We start from the raw sequence: 24,466 nt of genomic DNA, 5'->3' as shown, positions 1-24,466 counted from the left end.
CGCATCGTCGTGGCCTAGTCAAAGGCAGACAGATGACTCGATTCAAGCCCGTCGGCTGGCCTTCCGTCATACCGCGAATTGTCTCGCGCGACCTCACTGGCTTGGCGGGATTCCTGAGAGACGTTTTCAAAGCGGAGGGCGAAGTTCGGTCCGGAGCGCCAACGGAAATTCGCATTGGAGACTCGATCATCCTGATCAGCGATGGCGGAGGCACACGCGAGGCAATGCCAGCATTTCTCTATGTCTACGTTGAGAACGCGGACGAGACCTATCGGCGGGCGATTACCGCAGGCGCTGAATCGATCGAGACACCTACGGATACGCCTTATGGCGATAGACGTGCGACGGTCCGCGACGCCTGGGGAAATGTCTGGCAGATAGCCACTTGCCGCGGGATTTGAGACAGGCGACCTTGCCGAAAGCGGTCAATGTCCGCCGCTTCACCAGTCGGCGGCATACTTCCTGTCCGGCGACGCGATCCATCGCTCGGGCACTCAGTCCGCATCCCCGTCGTCTTGCTCGCCGTCGCTAGCCTTGTCGGCGCCTCCGTCTCCGTTGCTTCCACCCGAGCCGGCGGCCGGCGCCTTTGAGGCTGCCGGGAACGATGAAGGCTCCATCGGCACTTGATAGAGCGCCATCAGGCTGAAAGCAGTCCAGAATTCTCGGCGTTCCTTGCCGGCCTTGGGTAATTCGTAGCCAAGGGTGTTCGCTAGTTTGGGTAGGCCGAGATCGAACGTCGTCTTGACGCATTCGCCCCAGGCGACGGCGCGCCAGACTGCGCCGTTGTAGGCGAGCCAGCTGGTCGCTGCGCAAAGCGCAGTGCACGCCAGAAGAGCCCGTTGTGGCCGGGAATAATGGGCGAGCCAGACGGCATAGATGTCCGAGAGGCTGCACAGAAACTGGCCGAGCGCGATCAACGCCAAGGCCATGCTCAAGACGAACACATTTAGGAAGAAGTCGACCTCGGCGCGCGCGTCGGCGGTCATCGAGGCGAGCGGTTTCGGTGCAAGGGCAGCTAACCGGCCCCACGCCGGGATGGAGTCAACGCCATAGACGACTAGCGCATAAGCCTCGAAGGCGCGAATTGCATTTCCAAAGCGGGTCGGAAGAACGGGGAAGTTCAGGGGAGGAAAATCCTTGGCGAGAATCAGGTCGATGGCGTCAATACGCTTGTTGAGCCGGGCCTGTGCCTGTTCGACGGTCGCGCGTTCGACCTCGGCAATCAGTGTCTGCCGCTCTCGCGACAACGTTTCCCTCCGCTTGCAGAGGCGGCTGTTCCCCAGCCATGCCATTGGAGCTGTGTAGCCCTCAACGATGCGGTAGATGAGGTGATTGACGAGCATAAGCACGACCGAGAACACCCACACGCCCAGCGCAAAGACCGTGATTTCCTCCCACTTCTTCTCCTTCCAGACGGCTTCATAAACCTGCTGGGCACCGTCGCTGTCTCGGAACAGCCACAGCACCACAAGCGCTGCGAGCAGTGCAGGTACGAAAAAGCCAATGATGAAGTTGCGGTCGGCGAGCTTCGGAAGGCTCGACAGCATTATTTCAGGCCGCGAGGCTTCTTGATCAACGGATCGCCAGGCAGCGAGCTCGCGGACATCCCGAGCACGCCCATGATATCGGACTCCTTCATGATCAGGAGTTCCTCACCGTCGATCTTGAGTTCAGTGCCTGACCATTTTCCAAACAGCACTGAATCGCCGACCTTGATATCGAGGGGAACCAGCTTGCCGAAGTCGTCGCGGCCACCCGGTCCAACTGCAATCACCTCGCCCTGAGCTGGCTTTTCCTTGGCCGCATCAGGGATGAGGATGCCTCCGGCGGTCTTCTCTTCGGCGTTGACCCGGCGAATGACAACCTGATCGCGAAGTGGGCGGAATCTGACCATCTCTACATGCCCTCCCCATGGGCCGACGAAAAATAAAGACGTGATACAGAAAACTACAGGAAAGTTTGCGCCGAATTTCGGTCCGAGACAAGGTTCATAACGAGGCAGGCGGAGAGGCTACTCCGCCGCCTCGCTCGCTGAGCTCTTCCTCGGCTTGCTGTTCGCCTTCTTCAGCACCGGCGCCAAAAACTTGCCGGTGTAGCTGCGCGGCGCCTTGACGATATCCTCGGGCGGGCCCCAGGCGACGATCTCGCCGCCGCCGTCGCCGCCTTCGGGGCCGAGGTCGATGACCCAGTCGGCGGTCTTGATGACCTCGAGATTGTGCTCGATCACCACCACCGTGTTGCCCTGCGCGACCAACTCGTGCAGCACCTCGAGCAGTTTTGCGACGTCATGGAAGTGCAGACCGGTGGTCGGCTCGTCCAGGATGTAGAGCGTGCGGCCGGTGGCGCGCTTGGACAGTTCCTTCGCCAGCTTGACGCGCTGGGCCTCGCCGCCCGACAGCGTGGTGGCCTGCTGCCCGACATGGATGTAGTCGAGGCCGACGCGGTGCAGGGTCTGAAACGTCTCGCGCACCCGCGGCACAGCCTTGAAGAACTCGGCGGCTTCCTCGACCGTCATGTCGAGCACGTCGGCGATGCTCTTGCCCTTGAACAGCACCTCCAGCGTCTCGCGGTTGTAGCGCTTGCCCTTGCAGGTGTCGCAGGTGACGTAGACGTCGGGCAGGAAGTGCATCTCGATCTTGATGACGCCGTCGCCCTGGCAGGCCTCGCAGCGGCCGCCCTTGACGTTGAAGGAGAACCGCCCGGGCTCGTAGCCGCGCGCCTTCGCCTCGGGAAGGCCGGCGAACCATTCGCGGATCGGCGTGAAGGCGCCGGTATAGGTCGCGGGATTCGAACGTGGCGTGCGGCCGATCGGCGACTGGTCGATGTCGATGATCTTGTCGATGTGCTCGAGGCCCTCGATGCGGTCGTGCGGCGCTGCGCCTTCGCTGGCATTGTTCAGCTTGCGTGCGATCGATTTGTAGAGCGTGTCGATCAGCAGGGTCGACTTGCCGCCGCCGGAGACTCCGGTGACGCAGGTGAACAGGCCGAGCGGGATCTCGGCCGAGACGTTCTTCAGATTGTTGCCGCGGGCATTGATGACCTTGATGGTGCGCCGGTGGTTGGGCGGCCGCCGCTCGGGCACCGGGACCGAAAGCTCGCCGGTGAGGTATTTGCCGGTCAGCGATTTCGGGTTGCGCATGATCTGGTCGGGCGTGCCTTCGGCGACGATGTGGCCGCCGTGCATGCCGGCGCCCGGCCCGATATCGAGCACATAATCCGCCAAGCGAATGGCGTCCTCGTCATGCTCGACCACGACCACGGTGTTGCCGAGGTCGCGGAGCCGCTTCAGCGTGTCGAGCAGGCGGGCATTGTCGCGCTGGTGCAGGCCGATCGACGGCTCGTCCAGCACGTAGAGCACGCCGGTCAGCCCCGAGCCGATCTGCGAGGCCAGGCGGATGCGCTGGCTCTCGCCGCCGGACAGCGTGCCTGAGGAGCGCGACAGCGTCAGGTAATTCAGGCCGACGTCGAGCAGGAAGGTCAGGCGCTCGCGGATCTCCTTCAGGATGCGCGTCGCGATCTCGTTCTGCTGCGCATTCAGCGCTTCCGGCACGGTCTCGAACCATTCGCCGGCGCGCCTGACCGAGAGCTCGGAAATCTCGCCGATGTGCTTGCCGCCGATCTTGACGCACAGCGCCTCCGGCTTCAGCCGGTAGCCGTTGCAGCCGGCGCAGGGCACGTCGGAGAAATACTTGCCGAGTTCCTCGCGCGCCCATTCGCTTTCGGTCTCGCGGTAGCGGCGGTTGATGTTGGTGACGACGCCCTCGAACGGCTTCTTGGTGTCGTAGGAGCGGACGCCGTCCTCATAGGAGAACTTGATCTCGTCGTCGCCGGAGCCGTGCAGCAGCGCGGCCTGCACCTTCTTGGTCAGGTCCTTCCACTTGGTATCGAGCGTGAACTTGTAGTGCTTGCCGAGCGCGGTCAGGGTCTGGATGTAATAGGGCGAGGACGATTTCGCCCACGGCGCGATCGCGCCCTTGCGCAAGGTCAGCTCCTTGTCGGGGATGACCAGGTCCTCGTCGATATGCTGCTCGACGCCGAGGCCGCCGCACGCGGGACACGCGCCATAGGGGTTGTTGAACGAAAAGAGCCTGGGCTCGATCTCGGGGATCGTGAAGCCGGAGACCGGGCAGGCGAACTTCTCCGAGAACAGGATGCGCTCGGGCCCGCTCTTGTCGTGGATCTTTGCGGTCTTCTTCTTGTCCTCGGCCGGTGCCGCCGCCGGCGCGTCGGCGTATTCGATCACGGCGAGGCCCTCGGCGAGCTTCAGCGCGGTCTCGAAACTTTCCGCGAGGCGCTGGGAGAGGTCGGGGCGCACCACGATGCGGTCGACCACGACGTCGATGTCGTGCGGGAATTTCTTGTCGAGCGCGGGCGCCTCGGAGAGCTCATGGAAGGTGCCGTCGATCTTGACGCGCTGAAAGCCCTTCTTGAGGTACTCGGCGAGCTCCTTCTTGTACTCGCCCTTGCGGCCGCGCACGACCGGCGCCAGCAGATAGAGGCGGGTGCCTTCCGGCAGCGCCAGCACGCGGTCGACCATCTGCGAGACGATCTGGCTCTCGATCGGCAGGCCGGTGGCCGGCGAATAGGGCACGCCGACGCGCGCCCACAGCAGGCGCATGTAGTCGTAGATCTCGGTGACGGTGCCGACGGTGGAGCGCGGGTTCTTCGACGTCGTCTTCTGCTCGATCGAGATCGCCGGCGACAGGCCGTCGATCTGGTCGACATCCGGCTTCTGCATCATCTCGAGGAACTGGCGCGCATAGGCCGACAGCGACTCGACGTAGCGGCGCTGGCCCTCGGCATAGATCGTGTCGAATGCGAGCGATGACTTGCCGGAGCCGGACAGGCCGGTGAACACCACGAGCTTGTCGCGCGGAATCTCGACGTCGATGTTCTTCAGATTGTGTTCGCGCGCGCCGCGGATCGTGATGGCGCGCGATGAGGAGCCGGCGTTCTGTTGGCGCTTCGCCTTGAGCACTTCATCCATAGCGACATTTCCGGGCGCATGATCGGGCGCCTTTTTTGGGCGCGCATCGCCGGTGCTACCGGGACCTTGCGCCGATGGGTGAGAAGACTGGAACGTAGGAAGAACGGCCGACAATTTCCAGTGCTGAGTCGCGTCCATCAACGGATAGTTTGCCTGATGGCAGCAGCCGTCAGCAGGGCCCGGTTCCGGCAGGGCCCGTTCCGATGGAATCGGAACGGGGCTCTGGATTTCTGTTTCGACGCGGTTTCCTTACGCGAACCGGGATCCGCTTCGGTCGAAAACGCTCTTACGCAAAAAGGCCGGCGCGAGGCCGGCCTTTCCGTGCGATCTGATCGCAGATCGGTCTCAGTACCTGGCTTAGTACTTGGCGACGATCGGGCCGCCGAAGTGATAGTTCACGCCGAACTGGACGCTGTGCAGGTTGAGGTCGGGGGAGCGAACGCCGAAGTAGGTCTCGCTGCCGAGGCTGCGATACAGGTACTCGCCCTTGACCGACCACTGCGGTGCGATGAACGCCTCGATGCCGGCGCCGACGGTCCAGCCGGAGTGGAAGTTGCTCTGTGAAGCGGTCACGCCGAGCGCGCTGACGCTGATCTTGTTGTCGACCCAGGCGTAGCCGCCGGTGCCGTAGAACAGCACCTTGTCGACGGCGAAGCCGATGCGGCCGCGCGCGGTGCCGAGCGCGTCGACCTTGCTCTTCACGGTGACGCCGAGCGTGCTCACCGAAGCGTCGACGTCAGCCCAGGCGCCGTCGGCCTCGAGGCCGTACACGATGTTACCGGCCTGCCAGTTGTAGCCGACGGTGCCGCCGGCAAAGCCGCCTTCCATCTTCGGGGTGCCGGATTCCTCGCTGGCATAGCCACCGAATCCGCCGATGTAGAAGCCAGTCCAGTTGTAGATCGCGGCCGGCGGCGGCGCCTTCACGTAAGGCGCGCGGGCCGCCATATCGGCGGCCATTGCCGGTGCAATTGCGCTGAGGGCAAACATGCCGGCCGATGCCCATAGGCGCTAAGATAGTTTGATCATTGCCTGATAGCGGCGCTTGCGTCTGGGGGGCTCGCGCAGATGTCGCCGGAGAGCACGGCTTGCTCTGCGCAGACAAGCGATCGTGGGTTGGGGAATGACGGCTTGGAGCAATGAGGCGATGAGCTGACGTAGCAGGCGCCATGCGGAAGGTCCGGTCAGGCGGCTTCGTCCAAGCGGGGAGAGTCCTCGAGTTCGTCGACCAACGGCTCGAGCAGTAGAGTGATCAGCAGGTGAGCGAGGATATGGGGTTTAGCGGACCGCTGGTCAGTTCCGGGAGGTCCCTTCAAGCCAATCAAGCTCTTCAGCCGCTTGAAGCCGAGCTCAATCCGCCATCGCAACCGGTAGAGGGCAATGACGTCAGCAGCCGTGAAGTCCTCGCCCTTGAGCGAGGTCGCCAGGATTACCCAATCTGCGGCCTCAAGCGTTTGCCTGGAGAGTTGATGGCCTCCCTTCTGGGCTGTCCTGCGTGCCTTGCGTCGCGCCTCCGCGGCCGCATGCGCCGGCTTTTTGACCGCGACCAAGCGCACAGCAAGCGGTTGCGCACCGGACTTGCGCTCTATCCAGATCGGTCGATCGATCATGCCGCCTGCCAAGGCCTTGCGCAGCTCTGCGATGAGATCGACAAGGTTGCCGTTGCGATCCAGCCAACGCGCGCTCTTCCAGCCCGCGCGGATCACGAAGTCCGCGCCGGCATCGACCAGATGCGCCATGCGCTCTGGTTGCAGGTAGGCACGGTCGGCAAGACGGATCTCGCCGGCAGTCACGGGTATCCGATCCAGTGTCTCGCCTGCGCCCTCATCGGTCAGCTCGAAGTGCCCAAAGCGCTCTTGCGGAAGATCGAACGCACTGTGGATACGCCACACTGCGTTGTTTTGCCTGCCCTCGGTTCCGGCTTTGGGGACCGTCGTGGCGTCAACGATGCGGATCAGCCGACCGCGGCTTGCCTTCGGCGCACCACTCGCAAGTGCCTGACCTATCAGTTGCGCCAGCCAATCTCCGGACTGACGCAAGCGATACAACAGAGCCACGTTGGAGATGTCGACAAGGCCCACCGACGTCGCCCACGCCGCCGTCAGCCGCAAACCCCGCGTGCCCAGACAATACGCAAGGATCAGCCGCAGCAAATCAACCGCATTGGTGATCTCGCGCGGACGAACAAACGCCTTCGTCTCGCGCGCGCCAACCTCCAGAGCCTCAGCCCCACCAAGCCGAGCAACAACACGCGCCCAGTCTTCGTTCACAAGCGATTCGTGTCTCATCCCTTCTTGGAATCACATACAAATTCAACGCGCAAATCCTATTTTAGCGCCTATGGGCCGATGCCAGCAAAACATTCCTGATTTTCAAAGTCCCAGTCCCATTTTCTTGTTGTCCCTTCAAACGTTGAAGGGAACGTCACAGCAGTGTCGTGTGACGCTCGCGTGTTTCTACATAGAAATCTTGGAAGTTGTGTATCCGTGAAACCACAATGCACGGAAAACGGCCCAGGCGAGGCTTGCGCTTGCTCGCAAGAAGAAAGCTGGCGCAAGACCGGCTCTTGTGTTCGACCACGTTTGATTTGTGGCGCTGGTCCAGTGCGCTCGGCTGCGCAAACAAACGGGCCGCGCAAACAAAAAGGCCGGCGCGAGGCCGGCCTTTCGTCTGGATCAAATCCTTGTCGCGCGATCAGTAGCGCGGAACCACCGGGCCGCCCCACTTGTAGTTCACGCGGACGGTGACGAGGTCGACGTCCTGGCGATCGCGGATGCTGCTGAACAGCGCGCCGGTCGGGGTGGTGAGGTTGTATGTCTTGTCCTGCATGAACAGGTGGTCGTATTCGACACCAGCGGTCCAGTTCGGCGCGAAGCCGACTTCGATGCCGGCGCCGATGGTGCCGCCCCAGCGGGTGTCGCTCGCGCTGCCGGCGAGGACGCCGGTCGGCGTGAAGTAGGTGTTGAAGCGGTTGTCGGTCAGCGCCGCACCGCCCTTGGCGTAGAGCAGCACGTTGTTGACGGCGTAGCCGATCTGGCCGGTGAACAGGCCGAACGCGTCGATCTTGCTCTGGTTGGTGAACAGGCCCGGGAAGATCGCGCTGTTGTTGCTGCCCTTCAGGTCAGCCCAGTCGCCCTGCGCTTCGAGGCCGAACACCCAGGTGCCCGCCTGCCAGCGATAGCCGATCTGGCCACCGGCAACGCCGCCGGTCGCATCATGGCAACCATCCGAGCCAAGCAGGACGCCGCCCGGGACCTGGTCCCAGCAATTGTGGCTCGAGCCCCAGCCGCCGTTGGCGCCGATGTAGAAGCCGCTCCAGTCATAGACGGCGGCGATCATCGGCGGCGCCTTGGTGTAGGGGCGCGCAGCCAGATCCGCAGCCGCGGCAGGCGCAGCGAACGCAATCAGGGCAACCGTGCCGAGCAAAAACTTCTTCATAATCAAACCCCCAGCTCCCAATCGGCTTCCAAAGGTCCCGAAGCGCGATCTCAGACGCGAGCGCCCGTCTGATACTGGTACCTATATCCTGATTCAACCGGAACCGCCGTCTCCCAAATGCAACACTCGCGGACGAAGTGTCGGCGAGGCAAGTCGTTGATTTAAATTACATTTTATTGAAATACCGAGCGCGATGGTGACCGGGACCGAAATCGGCGGCCGCGCCATCGCCATCGGTCGCTTCTACGGCTGGTTGTGGCGAACAAAACTGGAACGGTGTCGGCTGCGGTGCTATACTTTGATAATCGTGGATAACCGCGCGACGGCGAGGGCATCGAGCCGGCACCGGCCGTATAGGTCATTCGCGACGCCTGCAAGTAAGTGGCGATGGTTGAGAGTGGCGGCCGATGTCCGGCGCCCGGTTTTTGAGTGGAGATGATGCGATGGCAGGAAGCGTGAACAAGGTGATCCTGGTTGGAAACCTCGGCAAGGATCCGGAAATCCGGCGGACTCAGGACGGCCGTCCGATCGCCAATCTTTCCATCGCCACCTCGGAAACCTGGCGCGACAAGGGCACCGGCGAGCGCAAGGAAAAGACCGAGTGGCACCGCGTCGTGATCTTCAACGAAGGGCTCTGCAAGGTCGCCGAGCAGTATCTGAAGAAGGGCGCCAAGGTGTACATCGAGGGGCAGTTGCAGACCCGCAAATGGACCGACCAGAGCGGCGTCGAGAAGTACTCGACCGAGGTCGTGCTGCAGGGCTTCAACTCCAACCTCACCATGCTCGACGGGCGAGGCGGCGGAGGCGGCAGCTTCGCCGATGATGGCGGCGGCAGCGATTTCGGCTCGTCCGGTCCGGTCAGCTCGGCGCCGCGCCGTGCGGTTGCCGCCGGCGGCGGCAGCCGCAACAGCGACATGGACGACGACATCCCGTTCTGACCGCAGGTCGCGGTTTCCGCGATCCCGTCAGACGCCGTTCCGTGAAGATTCATTTCCCGGAACGGCGGTATGACGCGTGAGGCTAGGTCCTTGTGTGGATTATGAGGATAACCTCATATCCATCTGATCATATTTAACTAACATCCAGTGGGTCGCACAAGTTCCCTAGACTTTGACACAGGTCGATGTAAATGATATTTACATTGCCCTGCGGCACGTGACGTCTGGCCGCGAGCTTCACTCGAGGGCTGCCATCATGAGCCTCGCGCCTTTGCTCGACGCTGCGCCTGCGATCCCGCTCCATGCCTTTGCCGCGATGGCGGCCTTCGTGCTCGGCTCCATCCAGCTCGCCGCACCGAAGGGCACGCTGCCGCACCGGACGCTGGGCTGGATCTGGGTGATCCTGATGCTGCTGGTCGCCGGGAGCTCGTTCTGGATCCATCAGATCAAGCTGGTCGGCCCGTGGAGCCCGATCCATCTGCTGTCGATCTTCTCGCTGGTCATGCTGGTGCTCGGCGTGACGGCCGCGCGGAGCCACAACGTCCGCCGCCACAAGTTCACGATGATCGGCATTTTCTTCGGTGCGCTGGTCATTGCCGGCCTGTTCACCTTCATGCCCGGGCGGATCATGCACGCAGTGGTGTTCGGGCACTGAGGGAAGCGAAGTCGCGAATGGCGAGCGGCGAATAACGCACGGGGGAACCCGTGTTCCATGCGCAATTCGCCGCGCGCGATTCGCTGCCCGGGCCAAGCCGTGACCGAAGCCGCAAACAAGCCCGTAAGTGCATGAAAAAACGAAGGGAAAAACGGCTTGCCGGAGCCGCGCAAGGGTGGTTATCAGGCCTCCGATGGTCTATATGATTCCCCAGCAGAACTGACCGGATTTCCCCTTTGTCCGAACCCGAAGACGACAAGCCCGGCGAGCCGCCGGTGCCCTCAGATATTCGTCCCGTTTCCATTCTCGACGAGATGAAGAAGTCCTACCTCGATTACGCGATGAGCGTGATCGTGTCGCGTGCGTTGCCCGACGCGCGCGACGGGCTCAAGCCGGTGCACCGGCGCATCCTCTATTCGATGCATGAGCAGGGACACACGCCGGACAAGAAATACGTGAAGTCCGCGCGCGTCGTCGGCGACGTGATCGGTAAATATCATCCGCATGGCGACCAGTCGATTTACGACGCGATGGTCCGCATGGCGCAGGACTTCTCGCTGCGGGTGCCGCTGATCGACGGCCAGGGCAATTTCGGCTCGGTGGACGGCGATCCGCCGGCGGCCTATCGATATACCGAGGCACGGCTGACCAAGGCGGCTCTTGCCGTTCTGGCTGACATCGACATGGAGACCGTCGATTTCCAGCCGAACTACGACAATTCGGAGAAGGAGCCGTCGGTCCTGCCGGCCCGGTTCCCGAACCTCCTGGTCAATGGCGCGGGCGGCATCGCCGTCGGCATGGCGACCAACATCCCGCCGCACAATCTCGGCGAGGTGGTCGACGCCTGCGTGGCGCTGATCGACAATCCGGCGCTCACGATCGACGAACTGATCGACATCATTCCCGGACCGGACTTCCCGACCGGCGGCGTCATCCTGGGCCGCCAGGGCATCCGCTCGGCCTACCATCTCGGCCGCGGCTCGATCGTGATGCGCGGCAAGGTGGCGATCGACACCATCAGGAAAGATCGCGAAGCGATCATCATCACCGAGATTCCCTATCAGGTGAACAAGGCGACGATGGTCGAGCGCATCGCCGATCTCGTGAAAGAGAAGAAGATCGAGGGCATCGGGGACCTGCGCGACGAGTCCGACCGTGACGGCTATCGCGTCGTCATCGAGCTGAAGCGCGAAGCGGTACCCGACGTGGTGCTGAACCAGCTCTACCGGTTCACGCCGCTGCAGACGAACTTCCCGGCCAACATCCTGGCGCTCGATTCCGGCCGTCCGCAGACGATGAACCTGAAGGACCTGCTCACGATCTTCATCGCGTTCCGCGAGCAGGTGGTGACGCGGCGGACCAAGTTCCTGCTCGGCAAGGCGCGTGATCGCGCCCACATTTTGGTCGGCCTTGCGATCGCGGTCGCCAACATCGATGAGATCATCCGTGTCATCCGAACCTCGCCCGATCCGAACACCGCGCGCGAGGCCCTGATGTCGCGCGACTGGCCGGCGCGCGACGTCGAGGCGATGATCACGCTGATCGACGATCCCCGGCATCGCATCAACGATGACGGCACGCTCCGGCTGTCGATGGAGCAGGCCAGGGCCATCCTCGATCTCCGGCTGCAGCGCCTGACCGCACTGGGGCGGGACGAAATATCCGAGGAGCTCGACAAGCTCGCGGCCGAGATCGCCGATTATCTCGACATTCTGCGCTCGCGTGCCCGCGTGCAGGCCATCGTCAAGACCGAGCTCGCCGAGGTGAAGCAGCAGTTCGCCACCCCGCGCAAGACCGTGATCATCGAGCAGGAAGGCGAGGTCGAGGACGAGGACCTGATCCAGCGCGAGGACATGGTCGTCACCGTGTCGCATGCGGGCTACGTCAAGCGCGTACCGCTGTCGACCTACCGGGCGCAGCGCCGCGGCGGCAAGGGCCGCGCCGGCATGCAGACCCGCGACGAGGATTTCGTCTCGCGCCTGTTCGTGGCCTCGACCCACACGCCGGTGCTGTTCTTCTCGTCGCGCGGCCAGGTCTACAAGGAGAAGGTCTGGCGGCTGCCGATGGCAGCGCCAAACGCGCGCGGCAAGGCGCTGATCAACATCCTGCCGCTGGAGCAGGGCGAGCGCATCACCACGATCATGCCGCTGCCGGAGGATGAATCCTCCTGGGGCAATCTCGACGTGATGTTCGCGACCACCAGCGGCACCGTTCGCCGCAACAAGCTGTCCGATTTCGTCGACGTCCGCCGTTCCGGCATCATCGCCATGAAGCTCGGAGAAGGTGAGGCGATCGTCGACGTGCAGATATGCACCGAGCGCGACGACGTGCTGCTGACCGCCGCCGGCGGGCAATGCATCCGCTTCCCGGTCACCGATGTGCGCGTCTTCACCGGCCGTACCTCGATGGGTGTACGCGGTATCGCGCTGGCCGAGGCCGACAAGCTGATCTCGCTGGCGATCCTGCGCCATGTCGAGACCACCTCGGACGAGCGCTCGGCCTACCTGAAGATGCGCCGTGCGGTGGCCGGCGAGGCTGCAAGCGAAGAGCCGGCGGATGCCGAGGGCGAGGAGGCGACGAACGCGATCCAGCTGTCGCAGGAGCGCTACGCCGAGCTGTCGGCGGCCGAGCAGGTGGTGCTCACCGTCTCCGTCAACGGCTTCGGCAAACGGACCTCGTCCTACGAGTACCGCACCACCGGTCGCGGCGGCAAAGGCATCGTCGCGATGAGCGTCAACAACCGCAACGGCAACCTGGTGGCGTCGTTCCCGGTCGAGGACGCCGACCAGATCATGCTGGTCACCGACAAGGGGCAGCTGATCCGCTGCCCGGTGTCCGACATCCGCGTCGCCGGCCGCTCGACCCAGGGCGTGATCGTGTTCGACACCGCTGAGGACGAGCATGTCGTCTCGGTCGAGCACATTCCGGAGGAAGAGAACGGCGCGAACGGGAGCGGCGAGTAGGGCCGCTCCCGAACGTGGTTCGTTGCATGCGGCTCGAGGTTGGGCGCCACGCCTCGCCAGGTTGATCAATGCCTGATTGCTCGGGCATGCAGGGCTGCGCCCGGGGTCGTTTCGGCGGGCTTCGAGAACTTGCGTCGATGTTCGAAGGGCGACCCGTTCAGGGCGCCCGGGGGACAGACAGCATTGCGAACAGAACGCTATCGCCGTCCCGTTGCGCTGTTTCGCGTGACGTCGCGTAGCCGTGCACGAGCTCCAAACCGCCTTCGGAAACATGCCATTTCCAGCGAGTGGGCTCCTTCTGCGCACTCACGATAACCTCCAGGAGGCGAACGCGGGTTTGTTTGGCCATCTTGCCGACATGCGTCTGAGTTGGCATTTGCCCATGCGCCCAAATTGGCCACGCAGGAGTTACTTCTTCTTCCTCGGCGGGGGAGGATTGATCTCGGCGATCTTGCGCAGGCAATCGGCTTCGGTGTCATGCGGGCCGGTCACGAATGTTCCGCTGACTTTTGTGGAATACCAACCGGAAGTCACGCCGAGGCGCACGGACTCTTCGGTCTTGACGTGACGAGGCGAGAGATTTTGCATGAAGGTCTTTCGGTGAGTGCGTTCGCAGCTGCCCTGAACGCACGGAGGAGGCTTTAAACCATCCGACTGGAACATTGGTCGGGTTCGCCTCGCGCTGGCAAGCCGCGCCAGCCGGCAAGCGTCGTCGTTCCTGCGCGCGATTGCAGCGAATAGCCAGCACTTTCTCGCGCGATGCGGGTATTTGTCCGATCAGGAAGATCGTACCTTGTATTCGATCGCATCGTCGCCATGTCGGTAGGACAAACAGGGAATGTATTTCGAATGAAGCTTCGCGTCGGATTCGAAATGCACTACGAATTCCCCCAGCCGACGCCCATGATCATGGTGCTCGGCACGCATTTCACGCGCGCGTCCGATATCATCGTCCCTGACCACCTGACCACCACCCCCGCGGTGCCGATCACGCCGTACCGTGACGGATTCGGCAATTGGTGCAGCCGTATCGTCGCGCCGGCCGGTCCGATGCGGCTGGCGGCCGATGGCGTCGTGCGCGACAGCGGCGAGCCTGATCCGGTGTTTGCTTCGGCCGGCCAGCACGCGGTCGAGGACTTGCCGGCGGACACGCTGGTCTATCTGCTGGGCAGCCGCTATTGCGAGACCGACCGGCTTTCAGAAATCGCATGGAAGCTGTTCGAGGGCACGCCGCTGGGCTGGCCGCGGGTTCAGGCCATTTGCGACTTCGTCCATCGCCACATCGCTTTCGGCTACGAGCACGCCCGCGCCACCAAGACGGCGTGGGAGGTCTTCGACGAAGGCAAGGGCGTGTGCCGCGACTACGCGCATCTGGCTATTGCCTTCTGCCGCTGCATGAACATTCCGGCGCGCTATTGCACCGGCTATCTCAGCGACATCGGCACCCCCCTGCCTTGGGCGGCTGGTGATTTCGCCGGCTGGTTCGAGGCCTATATCGGTGGTCGCTGGCATATGTTCGATCCGCGCAACAACGTGCCAAGGATCGGCCGGGTTCTGATCGCGCAGGGACGGGATGCCTCCGACGTTCCGATCACTCAGACGTTTGGGCCAAACACGCTGATTTCGTTCAAGGTCTGGACCGACGAGGCCACTTCATGACGGATGATCCCCAAGCCCTCAGTTCGGACGAGTTCGCCTCCCTCGCCGAGGTCGGCAAGGGCGAAGCGCAACGGGAGATTCCCCAGTTGCACGGGGAGCGCCTTGTCGGTCTCGGCTACGCAGTCAGACGGCTCGGAGAACTCGGTCTGACCGCATCCGGCGTTCGTCGTCTCGCGACAGGCGAATAGACCGTCCAGGCCTTGGATGCCGCGTCCGATTTCGGTCAATAGGCCACGCCCCGGCCGGTGGAATTCTCGAGTTCTCTACTGAGACCGGCAAGCGCATCCGGCCGTCCGATCTGCGCCATCCAGCACCACAGCTCCAGTCGGGGCGGCGATGCCGGCCCGGAGCCGCTCGGCCAGCGCCGCGTCGCCGCCCCGGGAAAAACTCTGCCAACTTGCGCTCGAATTGGGCGGACATATAGGTGCGGTTGGTCTGGTGCGGCGTCCAGACCCCGTTCGGGCCGATATAGCCGAAACTGTCGAGCGTGATGTCGTTGATCCTGAGCAGCGCGGCGCCCATCTCGGCGAAGATCGCAAACTGCTCCTCATCGCTCAGCGCCGGATCGCGCCGGCTGAGCTCGATGCCGTTGAGTTTGCTCATCAGCACGAAGCTGAGGCGCCGATCACTGAGCGCGTGTCGTCGGCGAGGAGAATGCGGGGGACGGGGATATCGACGTCGCGCAGCGCGATGACGTCGCGCACGGTCGCGCCCGGCGCGGCGCGGTTGACGATCGCCTGCGCCTGGTCGATCGAGACCGACAGCCGTGGCTTCAGTTGGAGAGGCGCATCGCCTGACATTCCCTGACAGCACCCGTAGACCGGATCGAGCGAGATGAAATCCAGGCTCTCGCAATTCGCCGCAACATTTGATATCTCACTGTCATTGCCTCTACGGTTTAGACGGCAGGTACAGGTGCATGGCACTCATAATATTATCTAACGCGGTACAGACTTATTCAATTCTGGGAAGCCCGACACTGATCGCCGCCGATGGCGGCCCTGCCTGGCAGACGACGATCTCGGCATCACCCACGCTGGTGCAGAGTTACACGATCTCGACAAACGCCATCGCCGGTGTGCTTCTCATCCCCGACCCGGAATATGTCGACCACCTCAACGAAGCCGGCGTCAACGGGGTTTATACGCTCCTCCAATACAAGCCATTCGGCTCTATCCAGGGCAACGCCATCACGGTCGCACTCGAAGTCGGCGCATTCGCCTATTACAATAATTTGATCGCCGCGAACGTCCAGTTCGTATCGACGTTGAACGCCTACATCGCGAACGGCTACAGCGTTCAGAGCACCTTCGATGCAATCGAGCCGTTGGTCAATGCGCTGCTGCAACCAAACGGACAGTCCCCGCTCGCGCTTGGCTCACAACTTGCCAACGATGCAACCGAGCTGGCGAACGCAGGCTTCTCGGCGCTTGGCTCCGAGGTTCAGGCGCTGTCGCAGATCGCGACCGAATGGGACACGCCGGTCTATTTCCTGAACGGCCAGCCGGTTTCTCCGGGCGCGATCGACTTTGGCATCGTGCAGCTCGCCATCAACGGCGCGAGCTCGACCTGGGCCGTCAATGGCGCGTCCGGCGGCGTCACGGTCAGCGGCTTCACTGCCGTCAGCCGCTGGTCCGGGGATCCGTCGACAGGCGGGCACGGGTACTACAACATCCTGGACGCCGACACGGACGGAGCTCTGGACGTCTCCTCGTTCGGTTTCGCGCACGCCGGGAGCATGCCGCTGGCGAGCCTGGTGTCTGGGGGAGCCGCATCCGGGAGCGCCACAGTCACGCTCTACAATATCTGGGAGACCGGCAGCGGCGGCGCGAAGGTCACCGTCAACGGGGCAGTCCAACCGAACGGCGTAACGGTCGGCCTGACGGCTGCACAATTGGCGCAGGCCACTTATTTTGCGGGATCCGGTAGCGACACGTTCTGGGTCCAGTACGTTTACGGAAGCGTCACGGGCTCCTGGCAGGCCATTCAGATCACGGCCCCCGTGGATACGCCTAGTGTCGTGGGAGTCGCCAAGACTGCTACGCACAACCAAATCTTCAGCGCGGCGTCGCTGTTCAGCTACAGCGACTCGCTCGGCAGTGCCGCCACGGAATATGATTTCTGGAACACAGGATCCGGCGGCGGCTACTTCCAGCTGGGCGCTCTTGCGCCTTATGCGGGTGGTCAAGACATCATCATCAATGCTGGTCAGCTCTCCAGTCTGACGTACACGGCTGGCTCCGGCTCCGACACGCTGTGGGTCCGTGCGTTCGACGGGTACGTGTGGAGCTCCTGGTCGAATGCCTTCACGGTGGTCGGTCCGATCGATACCGGACCGGTGGAGGCAGTGGCGTCGATCCAGGCGGCGCACGGGCAGAGCTACGCGGCCAGCACGCTGTTCACCTACAGCGATCCGTTCGGGGTCGGCGCTACGCAGTATGATTTCTGGGACAGTGGCACCGGTGGCGGGCATTTCGTTCTGAACGGCGTGGCGCTGACCCCCAACACGGACAACATCATCACGGCCGCACAGCTCTCGCAGTTGGTCTACCAGTCGGGCTCCGGCGCGGACACGCTGTGGGTACGTGCCAATGACGGGACGTTGTGGGGTAGCTGGTCGGCCGCGTTCACGGTGACTGCCCCGCTCGACAGCGGCCCGGTCGAGACCGTCGCCAACCATGTGGCCGTTCATGCCCAGACCTATGCCGTGTCGTCGCTGTTCACCTACAGCGATCCGTTCGGAAGCGCCGCAGTCGCATACGATGTCTGGGACAGCGGCGTCACCGGCGGCCATTTTACGCTCAACGGCCTCGCGCTTCAGGCAGGCCGGGACAACTACATCACGGCCGCCCAACTCTCATCGCTCTCCTATCAATCCGGATCAGGCACCGATACGCTCTGGATACGGGCAAATGACGGGACCGTCTGGGGAGCCTGGTCGAACGCCTTTACCATCTCGGCTCCTGTCGATCCCGGTCCGGTCGAGATTGTGCAAAATCTGAACGCGACCCATGGGCAAAGCTATGCCGCGTCCTCGCTGTTTACCTACAGCGATCCGTTCGGAAGCGCGGCCACGCAGTATGACGTGTGGGACACCGGCGGCGGTGGCGGGCATTTCGTCTTCAACGGGCAGGCACTCCAGCCCAACGGCGACAATATTTTCACTGCTGCACAGCTTCCTTACCTGACCTACCAATCGGGATCCGGAGCCGACACGCTTTGGGTGCGGGCCAATGACGGGACGGTTTGGGGCGCATGGTCCAGTGCATTCACGGTCACCGCGCCGATCGACACCGGCCCGGTCGTCACGCCGGTCAATCCGACGGTGACATCCATCCAGGGCCAGATCTATCCCGGCTCAGTGCTCTTTACCTATTCTGACCCATTCGGGAGTGCGGCCACGCAGTATGACGTATGGGACGCCGGAGCCGGCGGTGGCGCGTTCTACCTCAATGGGCTCGCGCTGGCACCGAACCAGGACAACTATGTATCGGCGTCTCAACTTTCGCAGCTGACCTACAAGGTCGGCTCAAGCAGCGACACGCTCTGGATTCGCGCGTTCGATGGCACGGTCTGGGGAAACTGGTCGAGCCCGTTTACGGTTCAGGATCCCTCGACGATCGCGGCCGGACAAACGCTCGATCTGCCTTCGGCGAGCGCTGCCGATCTTTCCTTTGCGTCAGACAGCGGCACGCTGAAGCTGGATGACTCCCGGAGCTTCACCGGAACGGTTGCGGGAATGACGGGCAACGACGCGATCGATTTCGCGGACATCGCGTTTTCGAAGGCGGTCGTCCCGGGCTATTCGGGCGACAGCACGGGCGGGACGCTCCGTTTGACCGATGGCACACATGCCGCGGATATCGCGCTGCTGGGCAACTACATCGCGTCAACCTTCGTCGCCTCCAGCGACGGCCATGGAGGTACACTCGTCGTGAACCAGCCCGTCAGCCCCGCGATGGTGCTTGCGGCCCCGCCGCATGTTGCCTGATCGTTGGCCAGCGACGGCCTAGACTAGAACGAGGCTTGCTTTGCCGTCCGTAGCCCGGAATGCAACGCAGAGACATCCGGGCTACGTGAGCCGCTCGATCAAATCTCGATCTCGGTGCCGAACTCCACGACCTGACCGGTCGGCACGCCGAAGAAAGCCGCGGACCGCTCGGCGTTGCGCTGCAGGAAGGCGAACAGCGATTCACGCCATACCCACATGCCCGGAACGTCCTCGCGCGGGATGATGGTTTCACGGCCGATGTAGTAGGTCACGTCGGAGAGATCGATGCCGGGCAGCTTGCCCTGCCGGCAGGTGAGCTGCAGCCCTTCGTAGATCGTCGGGTACTGCATGAAGCCGTAGTGCAGGATGATTCGGGTGATGCCCGGGCTGATCTCGATCACGTCGGCGCGTTCCTCGTCGGGAATCCGCGGCCGCTCCTCGATCTGCACGGTGACCAACAGCACGCGCTGATGCAGCACGTGATTGTGCTTGACGAACTGGGTCAGCGCGAGCGGCACTCCCTTGGGGGCCGAGGCCAGGAACACCGCGGTGCCGGGCAGGCGGGCGCTGCACTTGTTGACCGCGGTCTCGATCAGATCCTCCTCGGGCTGGCGCAGCTTGGCGCGCGCCTTTTCGACCAGCTTGACGCCGCCGCGCCAGGTCATCATCAGGAACGCCACCGTGGCCGCAAGCAGCAGCGGGAACCAGCCGCCCTCGAGCAGTTTCTCGGTGTTCGCCGCAAAGAAGATCGCGTCGATGATGAAGAAGAACCCATTCACGGCGATCACGATGATCGGCGAATAGCCCCACTGGATCGCGACCAGCGCAGCGAGCAGCGTGGTGATCGCCATTAACAGCGACACGGCGATGCCGTAGGCGCCGGCGAGTGCGTCCGAGGTGCCGAAGGCGAGCACGGCGCCGAGCGTTGCCGCCGCGAGCAGCCAGTTCACCAGCGGCACGTAGATCTGCCCGATCGCATCGCTCGTGGTGTGCTGGATGTGCATGCGCGGCAGGAAGCCGAGCTGGATCGACTGCTGGGTCAGCGAGAACACACCCGAGATGATGGCCTGTGAGGCGATCACGGTGGCGACGGTCGCGAGCAGAACAAGCGGGTAATGCGCCCAGTCGGGCGAGAGCTGGAAAAACGGATTCTCGATCGCGGTCGGGTCGGTGATCAGCAGCCCGGCCTGGCCGAAATAGTTCAGCACCAGCGCGGGCAGGCAGATGGCGAACCAGGCGAGCCTGATCGGAAAGCGGCCGAAATGCCCCATGTCGGCATACATCGCCTCACCGCCGGTGACGGCGAGGAATGCGGCGCCGAGGATTGCAAAGCTGACGTGGAAATCCTGATGGATCAGGAAATCGAACGCATAGAACGGGCTCAGCGCGACCAGCACGCCGGGCGCCTTGACGATGCCGTGAATGCCGAGGGCCGCGAGCACCGCGAACCAGAACAGCATCACCGGGCCGAAGATCCTGCCGATGAAGCCGGTGCCCTGCTTCTGCATGAAGAACAAGCCGATCAGGATCACGACGGTGAGCGGCACCACCGCCGGCGCCAGCGAGGGCGCGTCGACCTTCAGGCCTTCGATCGCCGACAGCACGGAAATGGCCGGCGTGATCGCGCCGTCGCCATACAGCAGGGCGGCGCCGACCAGGCCGACAAGCAACAGATGCGCGCGCCAGGTGCCGGGCGCCGCGTTGCGTGCCGAGAGCAGCGCCAGCAGCGCGACGATGCCGCCTTCGCCGCGGTTGTCCGCGCGCAGGATCAGCATGGCGTATTTGACTGAAATGATGAGGATCAGCGCCCACAGGATCAGCGAGACCGTGCCCAGCACGGCAGTTTGGCTGAGTGGCCCGCCATGGGCGGCGGCCTTGGCTGCTTCCTTCAGGGCGTAGAGCGGGCTGGTGCCGATGTCGCCATAGACGACACCCAGGGCACCGAGCGTGACGGCAAACGAAATCGGGCTGGTTGGAGGATGGCCAGAAGAAACGATGGCGGGCGTACTGGTCACGGCAATCCCCCGATGGCTTGCGCCCGCCGGGTCATCCGGTCGGGCGCCTTAGACGATAGTCTGCGACGGGACGTCGCAAATTACCATTGGGTTTTGTGTGACGGTCGGAAGTGACGCCTTGACGGGTCAGAAGTGACTACGGCGTGCGGTCGGCGGTGACGAGGCGGGCTTCGCGAACCACCGTCTTGTCGCCGGCGCTGCGCAGGCAGGAGGCCTCGAAATTCGGCCAGGCCTGCTGCGAGCAGTCCTTGCCGACCGGGTGGATGTCGAGACGGTCGCTCTTGGCCAGCGGCTGCGGGGTGGACGCTGCGACCTGCGGCGCAAAGCCCGGCAGAACGGTGAGCGCGGCGGCAATGAACGCGGCAACGGCGATAGCGGAAAGTGCCTTGATCATGACGGTCCCCATATGATCGGGCCCCCCGGGCCCGTCGTTTCGTTGTCCAATGTCTACCGACCGCACGTTTCCTGGTGTCTTCGCCAGGGTGGAAAATGGTTTCATCGCCGGCCGGTTTTGTTTCGTCCGCCAACGGCCGACGAAACATTCACCCACGTAGACGCGGGAATCCCACAACTCGTTCACTGGACGAGCAGGGATTTATTTTGCGGGACAGGCGGAACCCGGGCGGCTTGCCGGGGAGAGCCGGGCGGGTTAGGAGGGACGATGTCCCGTATCGCGCTCTATCCTGGCTCCTTCGATCCCGTCACCAACGGCCATCTGGACGTGGTCCGGCAGGCCGTCTTTCTCTGTGACCGCCTGATCGTCGCCATCGGCGTCCATCCCGGCAAGAAGCCGCTGTTCTCCACCGAGGAACGGCTGGCCATGGTCCATGAGGTGTTCGGCCCCATCGCCCAGCAGGCGGGCTGCGCCTTCGAAAGTGCGACCTATGACAACCTCACGGTCGCGGCGGCGCGCTCGGCCAAGGCCACGCTGATGATTCGAGGCCTGCGCGACGGCACCGATCTCGACTACGAGATGCAGCTGGCCGGCATGAACGAGGCGATGGCGCCCGAGGTGCATACCGTGTTCGTTCCGGCGTCGGTCGCGGTCCGCCCGATCACCGCCACACTGGTGCGCCAAATCGCCCAGATGGGCGGCGACTTCTCTGCATTCGTGCCGTCATCAGTCGCCGCTAGCCTGAAGGCCAAGTTCGCCGGCTGATTGCCGGCGGCCTGCCACACCCAGAACGTCAAAGGTCCGGAGTTTCCATGATCCGCATTCTTGCATTCGTTGCCGCGCTGCTCTGCGTCGTGCCTGCGGTCGCGCAGCCGCTGCCTGCCAATCTCGACAAGGCCAATGCGATCGTGATCGACACCACCAAGGGCCGCATCGTCATCAAGCTGCGCACCGACATCGCGCCCCAGCATGCCGAGCGCATCAAGCAGCTGGCGCGCGAGGGCTTCTACAACAACGTGCCGTTCCATCGCGTGATGGACGGCTTCATGGCGCAGACCGGCGACGGCCAGAACTTCAACGGCACCGGCGGCTCGAAATATCCGAACCTGAAGCAGGAGTTCTCGCAGGTCCCGTTCAAGCGCGGCATCGTCGGCATGGCCCGGCGCGGCGACTCTGTCGACAGCGCCAATTCGCAGTTCTTCATCATGTTCGCCGACGGACCGAGCCTGAACGGCCAGTACACCGTGATCGGCGAGGTGGTGTCGGGCATGGACGTGGTCGACAAGCTGAAGAAGGCTTCCGCGGGCTCTCCCGGCGGCGCCGTCACCGATCCCGACAAGATGGTGAAGGTGCAGGTCGCATCCGACATCAAGTGATCGGCGATGGCGGCGCGCAGCAAGCCACTTGCCTGGTTCGCCGCGCCGCTGGTGCTGTGGCTCGCGCTGGCCGGATCGGTGGCGGCCGAGCCGGAGCAACTCAATACGATCAGGGACGTTGTTCTGGCGATCCATCGCTGCTGGCGACCGCCGCCGGCGGACAAGGCCGGCCCGATCGACATTACCGTCATTGTCAGCTTCAACCGAGAGGGCGCGATCCTCGGGCATCCCAGGATCAGCTATGAATCACAGGAGGCGACCGACAACGACCGGATCGCGTACCGGGTCGCGGTGATGGAGGCGTTGCAACGCTGCACGCCGTTGCCATTTACCGATAGTCTCGGCGGCGCGGTGGCTGGCCGCCCATTCGCGATCCCGTTCAGGAATAAGAAATATCCACCCCGAAGCCAGGAGAAGCGAGCATGGCTGCTACCGAAAATACTCTGATCCTCGAAACCACCCAGGGCCCGGTCACGATCGAAATGCGTCCGGATCTCGCGCCCGGCCACGTCGCGCGGATCAAGGAGCTGGTGCGCGAAGGCTTCTACGACGGCATCGTGTTCCATCGCGTGATCGACGGCTTCATGGCGCAGACCGGCTGCCCGCAGGGCACCGGCATGGGCGGCTCCGGCAAGAAGCTGAAGGCCGAGTTCAACAAGGAGCCGCACGTCCGCGGCACCGCCTCGATGGCCCGCGCCGCCAATCCGGATTCCGGCGACAGCCAGTTCTTCATCTGCTTCGACGACGCCTCGTTCCTCAACGGCCAGTACACGGTGTGGGGCAAGGTCACCGAGGGCATGGAGAACGTCGACAAGATCAAGCGCGGTGAGCCGGTGAAGGATCCGGACAAGATCGTCAAGGCGCGCATGGCCGCCGACGCGGCGTAGGCTATTAGCTGTCATTCCGGGCGTCGCGAAAGCGGCGAATCCGGAATGACAACGTTGCAGTAGTGGCGCCATGCGCACCGATCTCTTCGATTTCGAACTGCCGCCCGAGAGCATCGCGCTTCGGCCCGCGAGCCCGCGCGATTCCGCGCGGATGCTGGTGGTGCATCCGGACGGCGTGCTGCGCGACGCCACGATCGCGGACCTGCCGCATTGGCTGGAGGCGGGCGATCAGATCGTCGTCAACGACACCAAGGTGATCGCGGCTCAGCTCAAGGGCCGCCGGATCGGGCGCGAGACCGAGCCGAAGATCGAGGCGACCCTGATCAAGCGGCTCGACGGCTCGCGCTGGCAGGCGCTGGTGAAGCCGGCGAAGAAGCTTGTACCCGGCGACACCATCCGCTTCGGCAATGAAGGCAAGGTCTGCCTGCTCGGCAATCTCGATGCAGAGGTCGAGGCCAAGGGGCAGGAAGGCGAGGTGACGCTGTCATTCTCGTTCCATGGTCCGGTGCTTGACCAGGCCATCGCCGATGTCGGCGCCACGCCGCTGCCGCCCTACATCGCCTCCAAGCGCACGCCCGACGACCAGGACATCAGCGATTACCAGACCATGTTCGCCGCCAATGAAGGCGCGGTCGCAGCACCAACGGCGGGGCTACATTTCACGCCGGCGCTCGAGGCCACGCTGAAGAGCCGCGGCGTCGAACTGCATCGCCTGACGCTGCATGTCGGGGCAGGGACGTTCCTGCCCGTGAAGGCCGATGAGACCTCCGAACACAAGATGCATGCCGAATGGGGCTGCATCACCGCCGAGACCGCTGCTGCCTTGAACGCCGCGCGCGCAAGGGGTGGCCGGATCGTCGCGGTCGGCACCACATCGCTGCGGCTGCTGGAGAGTGCCGCAAATGCCGACGGCACCATCCAGCCGTTCGCGGCGGAAACCTCGATCTTCATCACGCCGGGCTATCGCTTCCGCGCGGTCGATATCCTGCTGACGAATTTCCATCTGCCGCGTTCGACGCTGTTCATGCTGGTCTCGGCCTTCTCCGGCCTGGAGACGATGCAGAGCGCCTACGCGCACGCGATCAGCGACGGCTACCGGTTCTATTCATACGGCGATGCCTGTTTGCTGTTCCGCGCGGGCGGGTAATTCAGCGAACTCAACTTTA

At 63.5% G+C, this 24,466-nt stretch carries 22 protein-coding genes; 11 read left to right on the top strand and 11 right to left on the bottom strand.

Features of this window, described 5'->3' with window-relative positions:
- Window positions 1-32 precede the first annotated feature (32 nt).
- Window positions 33-401, top strand: a complete 369-nt coding sequence (locus ACVW1C_RS01300; RefSeq protein WP_456756835.1) for a VOC family protein — start codon at window positions 33-35, stop codon at window positions 399-401.
- Window positions 402-494: 93 nt separating this feature from the next.
- Here ACVW1C_RS01300 and ACVW1C_RS01295 read toward each other — a convergent pair whose 3' ends face one another.
- The 6 genes from ACVW1C_RS01295 to ACVW1C_RS01270 form a co-directional block, all read right to left on the bottom strand.
- Entirely contained in the window at window positions 495-1,547 is a 1,053-nt protein-coding gene (locus ACVW1C_RS01295) for a hypothetical protein (protein WP_456756834.1), read from the bottom strand.
- Window positions 1,547-1,894, bottom strand: coding sequence for a co-chaperone GroES (locus ACVW1C_RS01290; RefSeq protein ID WP_456756833.1), 348 nt, complete (start codon window positions 1,892-1,894; stop codon window positions 1,547-1,549). Before ACVW1C_RS01290 ends, ACVW1C_RS01295 begins: the two co-directional genes overlap by 1 nt.
- A gap of 117 nt (window positions 1,895-2,011) precedes the next feature.
- Entirely contained in the window at window positions 2,012-4,987 is a 2,976-nt protein-coding gene (gene uvrA, locus ACVW1C_RS01285; protein ID WP_456756832.1) for an excinuclease ABC subunit UvrA, read from the bottom strand.
- Between the two features lie 357 nt (window positions 4,988-5,344).
- Window positions 5,345-5,974, bottom strand: a complete 630-nt coding sequence (locus ACVW1C_RS01280; RefSeq protein WP_456756831.1) for an outer membrane protein — start codon at window positions 5,972-5,974, stop codon at window positions 5,345-5,347.
- Window positions 5,975-6,168: 194 nt separating this feature from the next.
- Window positions 6,169-7,254, bottom strand: a complete 1,086-nt coding sequence (locus tag ACVW1C_RS01275; protein ID WP_456756830.1) for an IS4 family transposase — start codon at window positions 7,252-7,254, stop codon at window positions 6,169-6,171.
- A gap of 424 nt (window positions 7,255-7,678) precedes the next feature.
- Window positions 7,679-8,422: an outer membrane protein gene (locus tag ACVW1C_RS01270; RefSeq protein WP_456756829.1), complete on the bottom strand. Its 744-nt coding sequence runs from the start codon at window positions 8,420-8,422 to the stop codon at window positions 7,679-7,681.
- 443 nt (window positions 8,423-8,865) lie between these two features.
- Between ACVW1C_RS01270 and ACVW1C_RS01265 the strand changes: the two genes are divergently transcribed.
- The 3 genes from ACVW1C_RS01265 to gyrA all read left to right on the top strand — a co-directional run bounded on the left by ACVW1C_RS01265 (window position 8,866) and on the right by gyrA (window position 12,978).
- On the top strand, window positions 8,866-9,360 hold the full coding sequence (locus tag ACVW1C_RS01265) for a single-stranded DNA-binding protein (RefSeq protein WP_097672149.1): 495 nt from the start codon (window positions 8,866-8,868) through the stop codon (window positions 9,358-9,360).
- Between the two features lie 256 nt (window positions 9,361-9,616).
- The gene (locus ACVW1C_RS01260) at window positions 9,617-10,015 is read left to right on the top strand and encodes a DUF2306 domain-containing protein (protein ID WP_207840954.1); all 399 of its coding nucleotides are present in this window, start codon (window positions 9,617-9,619) and stop codon (window positions 10,013-10,015) included.
- A gap of 236 nt (window positions 10,016-10,251) precedes the next feature.
- Window positions 10,252-12,978 (top strand): DNA gyrase subunit A, encoded by a 2,727-nt coding sequence (gene gyrA / locus ACVW1C_RS01255; RefSeq protein WP_456756828.1) that lies wholly within the window; start codon window positions 10,252-10,254, stop codon window positions 12,976-12,978.
- Between the two features lie 408 nt (window positions 12,979-13,386).
- On the opposite strand, the gene ACVW1C_RS01250 is transcribed toward gyrA, so the two are convergent.
- The gene (locus ACVW1C_RS01250) at window positions 13,387-13,566 is read right to left on the bottom strand and encodes a hypothetical protein (RefSeq protein ID WP_092114072.1); all 180 of its coding nucleotides are present in this window, start codon (window positions 13,564-13,566) and stop codon (window positions 13,387-13,389) included.
- Window positions 13,567-13,827: 261 nt separating this feature from the next.
- Between ACVW1C_RS01250 and ACVW1C_RS01245 the strand changes: the two genes are divergently transcribed.
- Complete coding sequence (locus tag ACVW1C_RS01245) at window positions 13,828-14,637, top strand: transglutaminase-like domain-containing protein (RefSeq protein WP_456756827.1); 810 nt, start codon at window positions 13,828-13,830, stop codon at window positions 14,635-14,637.
- Between the two features lie 123 nt (window positions 14,638-14,760).
- On the opposite strand, the gene ACVW1C_RS01240 is transcribed toward ACVW1C_RS01245, so the two are convergent.
- Together ACVW1C_RS01240 and ACVW1C_RS01235 are read right to left on the bottom strand one after the other, a co-directional pair.
- Window positions 14,761-15,240 carry a hypothetical protein gene (locus ACVW1C_RS01240; RefSeq protein WP_456756826.1) on the bottom strand — a complete coding sequence of 160 codons (480 nt, stop codon included), beginning with the start codon at window positions 15,238-15,240 and terminating at the stop codon, window positions 14,761-14,763.
- The gene (locus ACVW1C_RS01235) at window positions 15,240-15,437 is read right to left on the bottom strand and encodes a hypothetical protein (RefSeq protein ID WP_456756825.1); all 198 of its coding nucleotides are present in this window, start codon (window positions 15,435-15,437) and stop codon (window positions 15,240-15,242) included. Before ACVW1C_RS01235 ends, ACVW1C_RS01240 begins: the two co-directional genes overlap by 1 nt.
- A gap of 119 nt (window positions 15,438-15,556) precedes the next feature.
- Here ACVW1C_RS01235 and ACVW1C_RS01230 point away from each other — a divergent pair, with 119 nt between their 5' ends.
- A complete protein-coding gene (locus ACVW1C_RS01230; protein WP_456756824.1) occupies window positions 15,557-18,628 on the top strand; it encodes a hypothetical protein in 3,072 nt (1,023 codons plus the stop codon).
- A gap of 98 nt (window positions 18,629-18,726) precedes the next feature.
- Here ACVW1C_RS01230 and ACVW1C_RS01225 read toward each other — a convergent pair whose 3' ends face one another.
- Together ACVW1C_RS01225 and ACVW1C_RS01220 are read right to left on the bottom strand one after the other, a co-directional pair.
- Window positions 18,727-20,625, bottom strand: coding sequence for a potassium transporter Kup (locus ACVW1C_RS01225; protein WP_456762974.1), 1,899 nt, complete (start codon window positions 20,623-20,625; stop codon window positions 18,727-18,729).
- Between the two features lie 154 nt (window positions 20,626-20,779).
- Entirely contained in the window at window positions 20,780-21,037 is a 258-nt protein-coding gene (locus ACVW1C_RS01220; RefSeq protein WP_456756823.1) for a hypothetical protein, read from the bottom strand.
- 267 nt (window positions 21,038-21,304) lie between these two features.
- Here ACVW1C_RS01220 and coaD point away from each other — a divergent pair, with 267 nt between their 5' ends.
- The 5 genes from coaD to queA all read left to right on the top strand — a co-directional run bounded on the left by coaD (window position 21,305) and on the right by queA (window position 24,447).
- Window positions 21,305-21,802: a pantetheine-phosphate adenylyltransferase gene (gene coaD, locus ACVW1C_RS01215; protein ID WP_456756822.1), complete on the top strand. Its 498-nt coding sequence runs from the start codon at window positions 21,305-21,307 to the stop codon at window positions 21,800-21,802.
- A 47-nt stretch (window positions 21,803-21,849) separates the two neighbouring features.
- Window positions 21,850-22,413, top strand: a complete 564-nt coding sequence (locus ACVW1C_RS01210; protein ID WP_456756821.1) for a peptidylprolyl isomerase — start codon at window positions 21,850-21,852, stop codon at window positions 22,411-22,413.
- Window positions 22,414-22,419: 6 nt separating this feature from the next.
- Window positions 22,420-22,860, top strand: a complete 441-nt coding sequence (locus ACVW1C_RS01205) for a hypothetical protein (protein WP_456756820.1) — start codon at window positions 22,420-22,422, stop codon at window positions 22,858-22,860.
- Window positions 22,836-23,300, top strand: coding sequence for a peptidylprolyl isomerase (locus ACVW1C_RS01200; protein WP_016846097.1), 465 nt, complete (start codon window positions 22,836-22,838; stop codon window positions 23,298-23,300). The genes ACVW1C_RS01205 and ACVW1C_RS01200 overlap by 25 nt, the downstream gene beginning before the upstream one ends.
- 70 nt (window positions 23,301-23,370) lie before the next feature.
- Entirely contained in the window at window positions 23,371-24,447 is a 1,077-nt protein-coding gene (queA, locus tag ACVW1C_RS01195; protein WP_456756819.1) for a tRNA preQ1(34) S-adenosylmethionine ribosyltransferase-isomerase QueA, read from the top strand.
- Window positions 24,448-24,466 lie beyond the last annotated feature (19 nt).

The sequence above is a fragment of the Bradyrhizobium sp. USDA 4011 genome, assembly GCF_054063415.1.
The sequence above is the reverse complement of the archived record's forward strand: the minus strand, read 5'-3'. Positions and strand labels throughout refer to the sequence as shown.

Excerpts from the sequence above, each read along its gene's own strand:
- ACVW1C_RS01235 (WP_456756825.1), bottom strand. The coding sequence starts at position 15,437 with ATGTCAGGCGATGCGCCTCTCCAACTGAAGCCACGGCTGTCGGTCTCG.
- uvrA (WP_456756832.1), bottom strand. The coding sequence starts at position 4,987 with ATGGATGAAGTGCTCAAGGCGAAGCGCCAACAGAACGCCGGCTCCTCA.
- ACVW1C_RS01245 (WP_456756827.1), top strand. The coding sequence starts at position 13,828 with ATGAAGCTTCGCGTCGGATTCGAAATGCACTACGAATTCCCCCAGCCG.
- ACVW1C_RS01210 (WP_456756821.1), top strand. The coding sequence starts at position 21,850 with ATGATCCGCATTCTTGCATTCGTTGCCGCGCTGCTCTGCGTCGTGCCT.
- ACVW1C_RS01300 (WP_456756835.1), top strand. The coding sequence starts at position 33 with ATGACTCGATTCAAGCCCGTCGGCTGGCCTTCCGTCATACCGCGAATT.
- ACVW1C_RS01290 (WP_456756833.1), bottom strand. The coding sequence starts at position 1,894 with ATGGTCAGATTCCGCCCACTTCGCGATCAGGTTGTCATTCGCCGGGTC.
- ACVW1C_RS01260 (WP_207840954.1), top strand. The coding sequence starts at position 9,617 with ATGAGCCTCGCGCCTTTGCTCGACGCTGCGCCTGCGATCCCGCTCCAT.
- ACVW1C_RS01295 (WP_456756834.1), bottom strand. The coding sequence starts at position 1,547 with ATGCTGTCGAGCCTTCCGAAGCTCGCCGACCGCAACTTCATCATTGGC.
- ACVW1C_RS01205 (WP_456756820.1), top strand. The coding sequence starts at position 22,420 with ATGGCGGCGCGCAGCAAGCCACTTGCCTGGTTCGCCGCGCCGCTGGTG.
- ACVW1C_RS01280 (WP_456756831.1), bottom strand. The coding sequence starts at position 5,974 with ATGTTTGCCCTCAGCGCAATTGCACCGGCAATGGCCGCCGATATGGCG.
- ACVW1C_RS01220 (WP_456756823.1), bottom strand. The coding sequence starts at position 21,037 with ATGATCAAGGCACTTTCCGCTATCGCCGTTGCCGCGTTCATTGCCGCC.
- ACVW1C_RS01265 (WP_097672149.1), top strand. The coding sequence starts at position 8,866 with ATGGCAGGAAGCGTGAACAAGGTGATCCTGGTTGGAAACCTCGGCAAG.
- queA (WP_456756819.1), top strand. The coding sequence starts at position 23,371 with ATGCGCACCGATCTCTTCGATTTCGAACTGCCGCCCGAGAGCATCGCG.
- ACVW1C_RS01270 (WP_456756829.1), bottom strand. The coding sequence starts at position 8,422 with ATGAAGAAGTTTTTGCTCGGCACGGTTGCCCTGATTGCGTTCGCTGCG.
- ACVW1C_RS01250 (WP_092114072.1), bottom strand. The coding sequence starts at position 13,566 with ATGCAAAATCTCTCGCCTCGTCACGTCAAGACCGAAGAGTCCGTGCGC.
- ACVW1C_RS01240 (WP_456756826.1), bottom strand. The coding sequence starts at position 15,240 with ATGAGCAAACTCAACGGCATCGAGCTCAGCCGGCGCGATCCGGCGCTG.
- ACVW1C_RS01230 (WP_456756824.1), top strand. The coding sequence starts at position 15,557 with ATGGCACTCATAATATTATCTAACGCGGTACAGACTTATTCAATTCTG.
- coaD (WP_456756822.1), top strand. The coding sequence starts at position 21,305 with ATGTCCCGTATCGCGCTCTATCCTGGCTCCTTCGATCCCGTCACCAAC.
- ACVW1C_RS01200 (WP_016846097.1), top strand. The coding sequence starts at position 22,836 with ATGGCTGCTACCGAAAATACTCTGATCCTCGAAACCACCCAGGGCCCG.